Source organism: Streptomyces sp. NRRL S-244 (genome assembly GCF_000717915.1).
In the GTDB taxonomy this organism is placed as follows: domain Bacteria; phylum Actinomycetota; class Actinomycetes; order Streptomycetales; family Streptomycetaceae; genus Streptomyces.
In genome coordinates, this window is the sequence record NZ_JOCX01000034.1 from 57,615 (window position 1) to 70,653 (window position 13,039).

A 13,039-nucleotide genomic window follows, 5' to 3' on the forward strand; every position below is an offset into this window, starting at 1 on the left:
CCCTCTCGTGCCGACCGGGCAGGGTCAGCTGTGCTCGGGCTCCACGGGGAGCCAGAGTTCGGCCTCGGCCCCGGTCCTGTCCGGCGACATCCGGACGCGGAGGATCTCGGGGCCGGAGCGGCTGCGGTACGGGTTCGACGGGAACCATTCGGTGAACACGTCCCGCCACAGCTCCTGGACGGCCTGCGGCATCGGCCCGGAGGCGGTGAAGACCGCCCAGGTGCCGGCCGGGACGGCCAGGGCGCTCTCCGGGGCGGCGGACGTGATCACGCCGTGGTAGTAGTCGAGTTCGGTGGCTTCGGCCCGGCTGGGGTCCAGGTCGTCGCAGACCGCGACGATGCCGCGGGGCTCCTGGTCCGAGAGCTTCTCCAGGCGCTCCAGTGTCTGCGGGTCGATCGCGCGGACGAAGTCCGCGATCGCCTGGTTCGGCCCCGCATGCACCAGGGGTACCCGGGCCTTGGGCCCGGCGACGGTGAAGGCCGGCTTGTCCACGATGCGGTAGCGCATGCTGCTGCTCCCTTCGATGGTGAGACGGAAGGCCATCCGGGACTGGGAGCTGAGCGCGGCGCCGGTACGCCGGGCCTCGCCCGGTCCGATGCCGTGCATGGCACGGAACGCCCGCGCGAACGCCTCACCCGACCCGTAGCCGTAGCGCACGGCGATGTCCAGCAACGTCTCACGCCCCGCGAGCACTTCGGCCCCCGCGAGGGTGAGCCGACGGCGCCGGATGTACTCCGACAGCGGCATGCCCGACAGCGCGGAGAACATCCGGCGCAGGTGATACTCCGAGGTGGCCGCTATGCGTGCCAGCTCATGCGCTTCGATCGTCTGGTCGAGATGGCGCTCGATGTGCTCCATGGCTTGGTTCAGCCGCTCCAGCATGCCCGGTGTCCTTCCTCTTTACGATCACCACGCTAGGCAGCGCCCACCATGCCGGACCCGACATCCTGTGCCCGATCAAGTCGGGGACCCCGTCGCCGTGCCCGCCGCCGACCGGGTGAGACGGGCGTGTCGTGCGGTCGTGTCGGCGAGCTGTCACATCTGCCGGGGCTGTTCCGTCAGAGCTGTGTACGGTCCACACGCCCACACGGCAAGGAGATCCTCATGGACGCTCGACTCGACTTCTTCGGCAACGCCCTCGCCGCCAAGTTCTCGCGGTACATCAACTCGGCGGGCAAGGTCATCTCGGACTCGGCCCTGCCCCACGCGACGCAGGAGCTGGTGAAGCTGCGGGCCAGCCAGATCAACGGCTGCGGCTTCTGCACCGACATGCACTACAAGGACGCCGTGCACGCCGGGGAGGACGGGGTGCGGCTCAACATGGTCGCGGCCTGGCGCGAGGCCACGGTGTTCACCGACGCCGAGCGGGCGGCCCTGGAGCTGACGGAGCAGGGCACGCGCATCGCCGACGCGGCCGGCGGTGTCACGGACGAGGCCTGGGCGGACGCCTCCAAGCACTACGACGAGGACCAGATGGCGGCCCTGGTCTCCCTCATCGCCCTGATCAACACCTACAACCGGATGAACGTGATCGTCCAGCAGCCGGCCGGCGGCTATCAGCCGGGGCAGTTCGGCTGACCCGGCCGCCGGCCGCCGCCGCCGAAGGAGGTCCCCTACCCCACCGCCCCCGCCAGGACCTGCGCCAGTTCCGCCGGCTGCGAGAACATCGGCCAGTGGCCCGTGTCCATCCGGACCAGGGTCCAGCGCTCGCTCTTCAGGAGCGCGGACACCTCCGGTCCCGGGTCCTCGCCGTCCAGCAGGCACTTCACGTAGAGCGCCGGGAGCTCGGAGAGCGGGGCCTTCAGCTCCGCCGGTTCCGTCAGGGTGGCGCCCGGGTGGGGGGTCGCGCCCGTGAGGAAGCGGGTGATCTGTTCCTCGTCCAGGCCCTGGCCCGCGCAGTCGTCCGCCACCGGCGGCGGCCAGAAGCCGCCGCCGGCGGCGATCGCCGCCTCGATCATCGCCCGGCCGTCCGGCCAGCCCGAGACGAACGAGCCGCCGTCCACCGGGACGGCGGCGTCCACGAACACCACGCGCTTGAGCCGGTCGCCGATCCGCTCGGCCGCCTGGCCGACCGGGATGCCCGAGTAGCTGTGGCCGACCAGGACCACGTCACGGAGGTCGAGGCGCTCGACCTCGGCCACGATGTCCCGTACGTGCGTCTGCTGTCCGGCCGGTACGCCCTGCCGTTCGGCCAGGCCGGACAGCGTCAGCGGGTGGACGCCGTGCCCCGCCGCGCGCAGCGGCGCGGCCACCTCCTCCCACGCCCACGAGCCCAGCCAAGCGCCTGCCACCAGTACGAAGTCAGCCATGGCGGCACGGTAGCGGGCCCCACTGACAAGGCTCGTCCGAGCCGGCCGCCCCGCACCCTTGGACCGCCTACGCCCCTACCCGTAGAGCGCGTCGATCTGTGCCGCGTAGCGTTCCGCCACCGCCTTGCGGCGCAGCTTCAGGGTCGGGGTCAGGGTGCCGGCCTCGACGGTGAACTCCTCGGGGAGGATGTGGAAGGCGCGGATGCGGGCCGGGCGGGAGACCGTGGCGTTGGCCGCCGTGACCGCCTCCTCGACGAGGGCGCGGACCGCGGGGTGGGCGGCCGCGGCGGCCGGGTCGAGGCCCTGGTCCGGGGCGGCCGGGTCGAGGCCCTGGTCCGGGGCGAGGGCGGCGAGGCCCTCCCGCCGCGCCCACGCCGTGATCTCCTCCGCGTCCAGGGTGATCAGCGCGACCGGGTGGGGCCGGCGGTCGCCGATCAGGACCGCCCGCGATATGTACGGGGAGCGCTGTACGGCGAACTCGACCTCCGTCGGGGTGATGTTCTTGCCCGCCGAGGTGATGATCAGCTCCTTCTTGCGGCCCGTGATCGACAGGAACCCGTCGGCGTCCAGTTCCCCCAGGTCCCCGGTGTGCAGCCAGTCCTGCGCGTCCAGTGCCTCCGCCGTCGCGGCCCGGTTCGCGTGGTAGCCCGGGAAGATCATCGGGCCCCGGGCCAGCACCTCGCCGTCCGCCGCGATGCGGACCTCGCAGCCCGCGATCGGCCGGCCCACCGTGCCGTGGCGCACGGCCCCGGGGTGGTTGAAGGAGATGAGCCCGGCGGACTCGGTCATTCCGTACCCCTCGTACACCGGGATCCCGCAGGCCCGCAGGAAGTCCAAGGTCGCGGGGGCGATCGGCGCTCCCCCGGTCACCGCCCAGCCCAGCCGGCCCCCGAAGGCGCCCCTGACCAGGGAGTACAGGTTCTTCTCCGCCTCCTCGTAGGCCGGCCGGTCGGCCTCGGGCAGGCGGCCCTCCGCCTCCAGCACCCCGAGGCGCACCGCCTCCCGGAAGCGCTCGGCGCCGCCCTCCTGCGCCTGCGCCAGGGACAGCACCACGGAATGCACCTTCTCGAACAGGCGCGGTACGGACGGGAGATGGGTGGGCCGCGCCTCGGCCAGCTCGGACAGCACGTCCTCGATCCGGCCGCCGAAGTAGCACAGCTCCCCGCCCGCCAGGAGGGTCGTGAACTGGATGAGCTGCGCGAGCAGGTGCGCGAGGGGGAGGTAGAGGTACGTGGAGTCGCCCGGTCCGCCCTGGATCAGCGGCTGCGTCGCGTCCTGGACGGCGCCCAGGTTGCCGTGCGTGAGGCGGCAGCCCTTCGGGAGGCCGGTCGTGCCCGAGGTGTAGACGATCGACGCGTCGTGGCCGGGTCCGACCCCCCGGGCCCTGTGCAGGAGTTCGGCTTCCGGAGCCTGTTCCAGCTCCGGCAGCGCGTCCATCCGTACGACCGCGCGCAGCGCCGGCAGCTTCGCCCGCAGCGCCTCCACCCGGTCCGCCTGCGCCGCGTCGTCGCAGACGACGACCACCGCCTCCGCGTCCGAGAGGACCCAGGCCAGCTCCTCCTCCCCCGCCGTCGGGTAGACCGGTACGAGGACGGCGCCCGCCGCCAGGATCCCGAAGTGGGTGTACGTCCACGCCGGCCGGGTCTCGGCCAGGACCGCCACCCGCTCGCCGGGCCCGACCCCCAGCGCGATCAGCGCCCGCCCGGTCCGCCGTACGCGGTCGCGCAGTTCGGCGTACGTGACGGTGGCCCAGCCCCCGTCCGGGTCCCGGTGGCGCAGGGCGCTCTCGGCGCCGTACCGCTCCCCCGTCCACTCCGTGAACACCGCCAGCGTCTCCGGTCGCACAGCGTCCATCGCGTTCGCCTCCCTGGGGTGCGTACGCCGCGCGTACGGCGTACGTCCGACGTGCGTCCGACCGACGCTAGGCAGCCAACCCCTCCACGCGACATGACCGGAAGCGTCACGCCCCCTGACCGCAGCGCTCATCCGGGCTACCGTCGGACCCATGGGGAGGCGGACGATCACCGTGCACCATGTGCGTGCCGTGCTCGCGGGGGCGGCGCGCGGCGGCATCGACACCGTGCCACTGCTCCAGGAGGCGCAGATCCCGCCTCTGCTGCTCGGCGACGACCGGGCGCGGATCACGCCGGCGCAGTTCGCCCGGCTGTTCCGGGCGCTGTACCGGACCACGCAGGACGAGTTCCTCGGCCTGTCGGCGGTGCCGAGCCGCCCGGGGACGTTCGCGATGATGTGCTGCGCCTCGCTGGGCTGCCGGGACCTGGGCGCGGCGGTGGAGCGTGCCGCGACCTTCTACGGCCTGTTCCCGGGCGGCCCGGAGCTCGCGCTGGAAGTGACCGGCGCCGAGGCGCGCTTCACGGTGCGCAACGACTTCACCCGGGACGAGGAGCGGTTCCTGACCGAGTGCGTGCTCGCCATCTGGCACCGGCTGAGCAGCTGGCTGATCGGGCGGCGCATCCCGCTCGCGTACGCGGCGTTCGCGTACCCTCCGCCGCCGCACGAGGCGGAGTACGAGATCCTGTTCGACTGCCCGGTCCGCTTCGGGGCGGACCGTACGGGGGCCGGCTTCGACGCGCAGTGGCTGGCCGCACCGCTCGTACGGGACGAGGCGGCACTGGACGCGATGCTGCGGCGGGCCCCCTTCGACCTGCTGTCGCGGCCGGAGTACGGGACGACGGTCGCGGAGCAGGTCCGCCGCGCCCTGGCACGGCAGCTGCGGACCTCGCCGCGGCTGCCGGCGCTGGCGGAGGTGGCGGCGCGGCTGGCGGTGTCCCCGGCGACGCTGCGGCGCCGGCTCCAGCAGGAGGGCACGTCGTTCCAGCAGCTGAAGGACCACGTCAGGCGGGACGCGGCGATCGCGGGGCTGGCGGAGAGCGCCGAGCCGATAGCGGACCTGGCGGCCCGCCTCGGCTTCTCGGAAGACACGGCCTTCCACCGCGCGTTCCGCCGCTGGACGGGCACGACCCCGGGCGCATACCGCATCGCGTCGGGCGGCTGAGGCGAGCCCGTCCCGCTTATCGGGTTCTGAAGCAGTGCTACCGGGGGGACGGAGGCGTCGGCGGCGCCCCACCTTTGGTGAACGACTGCCAGATCGTGACCAGCACCCCGATTTGCGCCAGGCAGAACGCCACCGACCCGAGGCGCATCCGGTAGACGTAGACCAGCAGGCTGGCGTTGGACGGCCAGTAGCGCCGTTCACCCTGGAACGTCTGGAGATCCATGACGAGGCCGGTGCAGGTCGTCACGGAGGCGAAGGCGGCCATGGCGGCGACCGTGCCCTCCATGGCATCGCCCGTGATTTGGGCGATGATCTGGTGGACTCCGACCGGTACGGCGAAGGCGATGGCAACGTAGAAGGCCTTCATCGGCCCGTTCCGACCGGGAAGGTCACGCCACAGCGCGCCCAGGAAGAACCCTCCGCCCACCCAGGTCACCTGCCAGTAGAGGATCTCGACCACGGCCCGCAGAAACCCTGTGGCGTCTTCCGCCAACAGGGCCCAGGAGTCACCCCGGACCATGTCCATCCAGTACATCAGCCCGGTGGCGGGGAGGCCGACGAAGCAGGCGATGAGCGCGCACCTACGGGCATTGCCCCACCACGTGTCCATGGGTCCGATGGCGAACGGCAGGTCGATGGGCCTGACCCCTTCCGGCAGGCACTGGTCCAGCTGATCGATTTCACGTTCGATTGATTCCTGCGACGCGGACTGTCCGGACGGGGATCCCGCGCTGGGGTGGTGCAGACGAGACTGGAGTTCCCGGTAGTGGTGCGCCAGGCGCAGCCACTCCGATCGGTCGGTCCGTGAAATGACCTTGCCCAGCGGGGCATTTTCCGCAATGGGCTGTTCCAGGACGGAAATTGATCGCCCCAGGGCCAGCAGGGCCCACGCCGCGGCAACGCCCAGAACCAGCGTCGTGATGTAGCCGGAGAACCCGAAATAAAATGCAAAGTTGGGGACGACAACGACGGCAAAGAAGATCACAAGGACCAATTTTTCCGACTCATTGGGCGTGAAAGAGTCACCTTCGCGCTGTTCCGCTCGGCAGACACGCAGGGCTCCGACCAGGGCCAGCGGGGTCAGGAAGAACATGATGTCCGCCAGCGCCGGCATTGCGTCGCTGGCGAACCACCACCACCACTGATCATATTTATCGTTCCACGGCGAGCCAGGGGAATGTGGCACGGAGTCGTTGAGCCAGGTCCTGCGTTCCCAGCTGCGATCGAAGGAAAGGAACGCCCAGAGGAGTGTCATTGCCGAAAGCCCGGCTGCAACACAGGCCATCACCCACTGCGACAGACCCCTGTCACCGAGGAGCAGGAGGCGCTGCCCACTGGCGACGAGGCCCAGGAAACACAGGAAGATCGGCAGTAAATTGAACAGCACTGCCAGCTCCAGACCAGGGCCCGAGATCAGAAGATCACTGGTGGGAAGCAGTGGGTATTCAGCTACCTCGGCGCACACGTAGAGCGCGGCGGTGCAGGCGACGAGCCCACACACGGCGATGAGAAGTGACCTGCGCACCTTTCCGAAGAAACACAGAACAATGCCAAAAAATGCTACCGAAAACAGGGATACTACCGGCGCATAATCCCCCTTCCAGGAGAATCTAGATTGCAGGAAACCATAGAAGTCATCGCCAAAATAGGCAACCAGGCTGAAGAGAGCCAGGATCAGCGCCCATGAGCACAGTCCCCGGAGCGCATTTTCCTCTACCGGGAGAGGGTTTCGCCCCAGACCTCTCCGGAGCCGCCGGCCGGCGATGAAGGCCAGAACGCATCCCGCGAAAATCCCGAACGCGCCCGATGCACCGCCGATGCCCAATACCCACCAACCCTCTCCGGGCGATTGGGAAATCGCAGTCCACTGCTGTGCTGCGGGTGCTTGGAACGCAACTTGAGGGGCCTCGTTCGACTTCTTCCTGTACCAGCTCACCTCGGCGCGCCCTTTACCGACTGCCGTCGGCGGCACAGCCGTCAAAGCAGCCGGCCCACCCAATCGCACGGCCACGTTCTCCCACGTCGCCTTGGCGAGATTCGGGGGGATCCTCAGCTGGATCACCCACTGGTCCTTCCTCGCCTCCAGCGTCCAGAGGCCCACCTCATACACACCGAGATTCTGAACCCACGCGACGGCCTCGTAGTGGATGGAGACTCCATTTTCACCCGGTGTTACCGAGAGCGGCTTGAGTCGCCATTCATAGTCATATGTATATGTCTCCTCCCCCCACTGCCACCCCTTTCCCAGCAGGCAGCGCAGTGCGTCACGGTAAAGAAGTGAATGCGCATCCAGAGAGAGGTGGGGGGCCTGTTCCCAATCGACAGGGACGGTGATGTCCGCTCTGCTCGTGATCATGCTGGCGGCGCGGCCGCGGTGAACGAACTCCGACGTGGTGGAGACCGTCGCCCCGGCGAGCCGGTCCGGATTGCAAAAGTCCGCCCGCCGGGAGTCCGCGGCTCGGGCAGCGCCAGACGTCGACACCGCGCACAGGGCCAACAACAGCACGGGCAACAGGAGCAGCACGTGACGCCTGAGATGGATCACCGCTCCAGGATCTTCCCCGGCGGGTCCGCGCGGCTCCAGGCAGCGCGGCGGAGCGGGCTCAGGTTCACCTCGACGGGCGAGTCGCGGCGGGCGGGTGTGCGAATCCGGGTCAGGAAAGGTGAGCTGCGCGGTCAGCGACGTTCCGACCGGTCGGTCACTACGTTCTCCTCACCTACCCGCTGCACGGAACGACCTGTTGGGAGAGCCGCCCATGCGTTTCCGAACCCCCGCAGCCGTGGCCGCGATCATGGCCGCCTTGGCCGTGCCGGTCGCGAGCCCCGCCACCGCATCCGCGTCCGAGACCGGGCGGGCCGGCGACATCGTCGATGCCGCGCCGTCCGCGTTCCACCCGCTGCCCGGGCAGCCGACCGGCACCAAGGCGTGGAAGATCCGCTACCGGTCCACCACCGCCGACGGTGTCCCGAACACCGTCTCCGGCACCGTGATCGTCCCGCAGGACGGCCGGACCGGCCCGCGGCCGCTCGTCACGTACGCCGTCGGCACCGTCGGCATGGGCGACTCCTGCGCGCCGAGCAACAACCTCCCGTACGGCACCGCCATGGAGGCCAACCTCATCCAGCAGCTCACCCTGCGCGGCTGGGCCGTGGTCGTCACCGACTACGAGGGGCTCGGCACGCCGGGGGTGCACACGTACACCGTCGGCCCGTCGGCCGGCCGCGCCATGCTCGATGCCGCCCGTGCGGCGACCCGGCTCCCCGAAGCGGGGCTGCCGGCTGACACCCCGGTCGGCATCATGGGCTACTCCCAGGGCGGCCAGGCCAGCAGCTGGGCCGCCGAGCTGCAGGGTTCGTACGCCCCCGAGCTCAAGGTGAAGGGCACGGCGACGGGCGGGGTTCCGGCGGACCTGATGAAGGTGGCCGACTTCAACAACGGCTCGTACGGCTCGGGGCTCATCTTCATGGCGGCGGCCGGGCAGGACGCGGCGTTCCCGGAGCTGCGGCTCGACTCGTACCTCAACCCGGCGGGCAAGGCGCTGGTGGCGGGCATGAAGGACGGCTGCGTCGCCATCGACGCCATCGCCGGCTCCTTCAAGCGGGTCTCCGACCTGACGACCCGCAACCCGCTCGAACAGCCGGACTGGCAGGCCCGGTTGAACCAGAGCCGGCTGGGGCGGACGGCTCCGGCGGCGCCGGTGTACCAGTACCACGCGCTCGGCGACGAGCTGATCCCGTACGCGGTCGGGCGGCAGCTGCGCTCGGAGTGGTGCGCGAAGGGCGCGGACGTGGAGTGGCAGACCATCTGGGTCGGGGAGCACGTCAGCGGCGTGATCACCCACTCCCTGGCGGCGGGGAACTGGCTCGCCGACCGCTTCGCGGGCCGTACGACGCACGCCAACTGCTGAAGACCTCAAGGCCTCACGGCCCGGCGGCCTAGCGGCCGGCGGCCTCCGCGTTCCGGATGATCCGGGCGAGCAGCTCGCGTACGGCGGCCGTCTCGGACTCGGAGAGGCCCTCGGCCAGCCGGGCGTCGAGCTTCGCCACCAGCGCGTCGGCGGCGGCGAACACCTCCGTGCCGCGCTCGGTCATCCGGATCTCGATGAGCGTGCCGTGGATCGGGTGCGGGGTCCGCGCGATGAGACCGCGGGTCTCCAGCCGGCCGAGCAGGCTGTTCATCGTCTGCGGAGTCACCGAGAGCTTGCGCGCGAGCTCGGCGGCGTTGATCCCGGGGTTGTCGCTGAGCACGGCGAGCGCGGCCTGCTGAGCAGCGGTGATCCCGGCCTCGCGCACCGCGGCCTCCTTGGCGGCCTGCGTGATGCGTTCGGCCTGCTTGATGTGGATCAGCAGCCGCTCGGAGTAGTGCATGGGGCGAGTGTAAGAGCGGGTGCCGGTCGGGTGCCAGTAATCACCGAGCAGTCAGCCAGCTTGCAGATACCTATAAGCATGCTGTTAGCTACAAGCACACGAACTCCTGCACGTCTTACGAACGTCTCACCAAGGGGATACCGCCATGACCGCTGTCCGCACCCGTCCGGCCCTCGGCAACGACCTCGCGCGCGCCATCGTCGACGCCGCCCTGGCCGCGGCCCGGGAGACCGACCTGCGCTTCGCCATCGCCGTCGTCGACGAGTCCGGCCACCTCAGCGCGTTCGCGCGGATGGACGGCTCGGGCCTGATGACCATCCAGATCGCCCAGGACAAGGCCTACACCGCGGCCGCCTTCGGCCTGAGCACCACCGACTGGCACGAGTTCGTCGAGAACGACGCGCAACTGGCCCCGGGTGCCCGGACCGGGATCGACCGGCTGGTCACCTTCGGCGGCGGACTGCCGATCGTCGTGGACGGCCAGCTGGTCGGCGGCATCGGCGTCTCGGGCGGCCACTGGTCGGACGACGTCAAGATCGCCGAAGCCGGCCTGACCGCCATCCCCGCGTAGGGGCCGCCCTTGACTCTCGGGCTACCCGAGACAGCACAGTCTCCCCGTGGACATGACGAACCTGCTGCCGATCGGGCAGTTCGCGCAGGCCAGCGGCCTCACGGTCACCGCCCTGCGGCATTACGACGCCAGTGGCGTACTGCCGCCGGCCCGTGTCGACCCGGAGAGCGGCTACCGCTACTTCCGGCGCGACCAGGTCCGGACGGCCCGGCTGATCCGGGTCCTGCGGCAACTCGACTTCCCGATCGAGCAGGTACGCGGCATGCTCGCGCGCGCCGAGGCGGGGGCCGACCTGGCCCCCGCACTGGCCACGCACCTGAAAGCCGCGGAAGGCCGCCTGGCCGTCCAACGCGCTCTTGTCCACGGCCTGTTGACCAGCCTGTCCGAAGGAGATGTACGCCGTCGCCGGCCGCGGCCCGCTGACCTTCACCGGTCCGGCGTTCGTCCGCTATCACGGGGTGTGCGACGAGGAGAACGAGACGCTGGTCGAGGCCTGTCTCCCCTTCTGGGCGGACGCCGCGCAGCCCAACGAGCTGCCGGAGCGGATGTCCGTCGCCGACTGGATCAGCGCGCACGGTTTCGCCTTCGCCGGCCCGGTCCGGCTGGTCTACCGCCGCTGGACGGGGACGCCGGACGACCCCGGCAACCGGTTCGAGATCGCCTGGCCGATCGGGGAGCCGGCCCCGGGCACCCCGTAGCCCGACCCGTCGGTCACGCCGGTCACGCCGGTCACGTGCGGCGGTACAGGGCCTCTATCTCGTGTTCGAAGTCGCGGGCTATCGCGGCGCGCTTCAGTTTCAGGGACGGCGTCAGGTGGCCGCCCGCCTCCGTGAAATCCCCTGCCACCACCGCGAAGCGGCGTATCGACTCCGCCCGCGAGACCAGGCGGTTCGCCTCGTCCACCGCCCGCTGGAGTTCCGCCCGCAGTTCCTCGTCCCGCACCAGCTCCCGCATCGGCATCGTCGTCTTCTTCCGCATCTGCCGCCAGTGCGCCAGCCCCTCCGGCTCCAGCGTGATCAGTGCCACCACGTACGGCCGGTTGTCGCCGACCACCATGCACTGGCCGACCAGCGGGTGGGCCCGCAGCCAGTCCTCCATCGGGGCCGGGGCCACGTTCTTGCCGCCGGAGGTGATGATCAGGTCCTTCTTCCGGCCGGTGATCGTCAGGTAGCCCTCGCCGTCCAGCTCCCCTATGTCCCCCGTCGCGAACCAGCCGCCGCCCCCCACGACCGCGTTCGCGGAGTTCCAGTACCCCGCGAACACGTGCCGCCCCCGCAGCAGCACCTCCCCGTCGTCCGCGATCCGTACGGCGGTGCCCGGCAGCGGCCACCCCACCGTCCCGAGCCTCGGTTTCAGCGGCGGGGTGACCGTCGTCGCCCCGGTCGTCTCCGTGAGCCCGTACCCCTCGAACACCTCGACTCCGGCGCCCGTGTAGAACGCCGCGAGGCGGCGCCCCAGCGGCGAGCCGCCGCTCAGGATGTACCGCACGCGCCCGCCCAGTGCCGCCCGGATCCGCCGGTACACGAGCGGGTCGTACAGCGCCCGCGCCGCCCGCAGGCTCACCCCCGGGGTGCGGCCCTCGACGATCTCCCCGTACCGCTGCGCGATCCGCGCAGCCCGGTCGAACGACGAGGCCCGCCCCATCCGTTCGGCCGTCGCGCGCGCGGTGTTGTAGACCTTCTCCAGTACGTACGGGATGGCCAGCAGGAACGTCGGCCGGAACCCGGCGAGGTCGGCGAGCAGCTCCTCGGTCTGGATGCTCGGCGCGTGCCCGAGCCTGACCCGCGCCCGCATGCACCCCACGGCCACCATCCGCCCGAACACGTGCGAGAGCGGCAGGAACAGCAGCGTCGAGGCCGCCTCCGTACTCGCGGACTTGAAGACGGGATGCAGCAGCTCGACCGCGTTGTCGGCCTCGGCGAAGAAGTTGGCGTGCGTGATCACGCAGCCCTTGGGCTGTCCCGTCGTACCGGACGTGTAGATGAGGGTGGCCGCGGAGTCCGGCGTACGGACGGAGCGGCGCGCGTGCACGACGGCGTCGGGCAGGTCCTCGCCGGCCTTGACGAGCCGGGCCACCGCGCCCGTGTCGAACTCCCACAGGTGCGCCAGCCAGGGCAGGTTGGCCCGCTCGGCGCTGATGATGCGGGCCTGCGCGGTGTCCTCGACGGCGCAGGCCACGGCCCCGGAGTCCTGGATGATCCAGCGGGCCTGGAGCGCGGACGACGTCGGGTAGATCGGTACGGTGACCAGCCCGGCGGCCCATGCCGCGAAGTCCAGCAGGGTCCACTCGTACGTGGTCCGGGCCATGATCGCGAGCCGGTCCCCCTCGCGCAGCCCCTCGGCGATGAGGCCCTTGGCGACGGCCGTCACCTCGGCCGCGAACTCGGCGGCGGTGACGTCGCGCCAGCTCCCGTCCCGCTCCTTGCGGGCGAGCACCACCTCGCCGGGGGCCTCCCGGGCGTTCTGGTACGGGACGTCCCCGAGCGACCCGCTCACCGGCACCCCGGCCAGCGCGGGCACCTCCGCCACCCGCACCACCCCGTCGACGACGGTCAGCACGGGCGGTACCAGCTGGGGCGCGGCTTCCACGGCGATCTCCTCGACTCGGTTCGACTCGGCTCGGTTCGGCTCGACGCGGCTCGGCTCGACTCCGCTCGGCTCGACTCCGGTCCGGAGTTACCGCCGGTAATCTACGCACGGGTAACCCCTCTGACCACCCCCCGCGCACCCCTTGGACGAACCCACCCGACTCCTCCACACCCCCCGCACCCCTCC

At 70.8% G+C, this 13,039-nt stretch carries 11 protein-coding genes and 1 pseudogene; 6 read left to right on the forward strand and 6 right to left on the reverse strand.

Annotated features, from left to right (window positions below; translation table 11 throughout):
- Positions 1–24: 24 nt before the first annotated feature.
- Positions 25–882: an AraC family transcriptional regulator gene (locus tag IF02_RS0128825; protein ID WP_030162039.1), complete on the reverse strand. Its 858-nt coding sequence runs from the start codon at positions 880–882 to the stop codon at positions 25–27.
- A 222-nt stretch (positions 883–1,104) separates the two neighbouring features.
- On the opposite strand from IF02_RS0128825, the gene IF02_RS0128830 reads away from it, so the two are divergent.
- Positions 1,105–1,578, forward strand: a complete 474-nt coding sequence (locus IF02_RS0128830) for a carboxymuconolactone decarboxylase family protein (RefSeq protein WP_030162040.1) — start codon at positions 1,105–1,107, stop codon at positions 1,576–1,578.
- Positions 1,579–1,613: 35 nt separating this feature from the next.
- On the opposite strand, the gene IF02_RS0128835 is transcribed toward IF02_RS0128830, so the two are convergent.
- Positions 1,614–2,309 carry an alpha/beta fold hydrolase gene (locus tag IF02_RS0128835; protein WP_030162042.1) on the reverse strand — a complete coding sequence of 232 codons (696 nt, stop codon included), beginning with the start codon at positions 2,307–2,309 and terminating at the stop codon, positions 1,614–1,616.
- 75 nt (positions 2,310–2,384) lie between these two features.
- A complete protein-coding gene (locus IF02_RS0128840; RefSeq protein ID WP_030162044.1) occupies positions 2,385–4,163 on the reverse strand; it encodes an AMP-dependent synthetase/ligase in 1,779 nt (592 codons plus the stop codon).
- Positions 4,164–4,314: 151 nt separating this feature from the next.
- Here IF02_RS0128840 and IF02_RS0128845 point away from each other — a divergent pair, with 151 nt between their 5' ends.
- On the forward strand, positions 4,315–5,325 hold the full coding sequence (locus IF02_RS0128845) for an AraC family transcriptional regulator (RefSeq protein ID WP_030162046.1): 1,011 nt from the start codon (positions 4,315–4,317) through the stop codon (positions 5,323–5,325).
- A 37-nt stretch (positions 5,326–5,362) separates the two neighbouring features.
- On the opposite strand, the gene IF02_RS0128850 is transcribed toward IF02_RS0128845, so the two are convergent.
- Positions 5,363–7,870 (reverse strand): DUF6185 family protein, encoded by a 2,508-nt coding sequence (locus tag IF02_RS0128850; protein ID WP_030162048.1) that lies wholly within the window; start codon positions 7,868–7,870, stop codon positions 5,363–5,365.
- A gap of 211 nt (positions 7,871–8,081) precedes the next feature.
- On the opposite strand from IF02_RS0128850, the gene IF02_RS0128855 reads away from it, so the two are divergent.
- The gene (locus IF02_RS0128855) at positions 8,082–9,233 is read left to right on the forward strand and encodes a lipase family protein (RefSeq protein ID WP_030162050.1); all 1,152 of its coding nucleotides are present in this window, start codon (positions 8,082–8,084) and stop codon (positions 9,231–9,233) included.
- 28 nt (positions 9,234–9,261) lie between these two features.
- Here IF02_RS0128855 and IF02_RS0128860 read toward each other — a convergent pair whose 3' ends face one another.
- Positions 9,262–9,693 carry a MarR family winged helix-turn-helix transcriptional regulator gene (locus IF02_RS0128860; protein WP_030162052.1) on the reverse strand — a complete coding sequence of 144 codons (432 nt, stop codon included), beginning with the start codon at positions 9,691–9,693 and terminating at the stop codon, positions 9,262–9,264.
- Between the two features lie 145 nt (positions 9,694–9,838).
- Here IF02_RS0128860 and IF02_RS0128865 point away from each other — a divergent pair, with 145 nt between their 5' ends.
- The 3 genes and pseudogenes from IF02_RS0128865 (at position 9,839) to IF02_RS35760 (ending at position 10,962) form a co-directional block, all read left to right on the forward strand.
- Positions 9,839–10,264, forward strand: a complete 426-nt coding sequence (locus IF02_RS0128865) for a GlcG/HbpS family heme-binding protein (RefSeq protein ID WP_030162053.1) — start codon at positions 9,839–9,841, stop codon at positions 10,262–10,264.
- A gap of 52 nt (positions 10,265–10,316) precedes the next feature.
- Positions 10,317–10,475 (forward strand): annotated as a pseudogene (locus IF02_RS35755) (MerR family DNA-binding transcriptional regulator); the annotation flags it as partial.
- 181 nt (positions 10,476–10,656) lie between these two features.
- On the forward strand, positions 10,657–10,962 hold the full coding sequence (locus IF02_RS35760) for a hypothetical protein (RefSeq protein WP_234318357.1): 306 nt from the start codon (positions 10,657–10,659) through the stop codon (positions 10,960–10,962).
- Positions 10,963–10,993: 31 nt separating this feature from the next.
- Here the strand turns inward: IF02_RS35760 and IF02_RS0128875 are convergent, their stop codons facing one another.
- Positions 10,994–12,859 carry an AMP-dependent synthetase/ligase gene (locus IF02_RS0128875; RefSeq protein WP_030162054.1) on the reverse strand — a complete coding sequence of 622 codons (1,866 nt, stop codon included), beginning with the start codon at positions 12,857–12,859 and terminating at the stop codon, positions 10,994–10,996.
- Between the last annotated feature and the right edge of the window lie 180 nt (positions 12,860–13,039).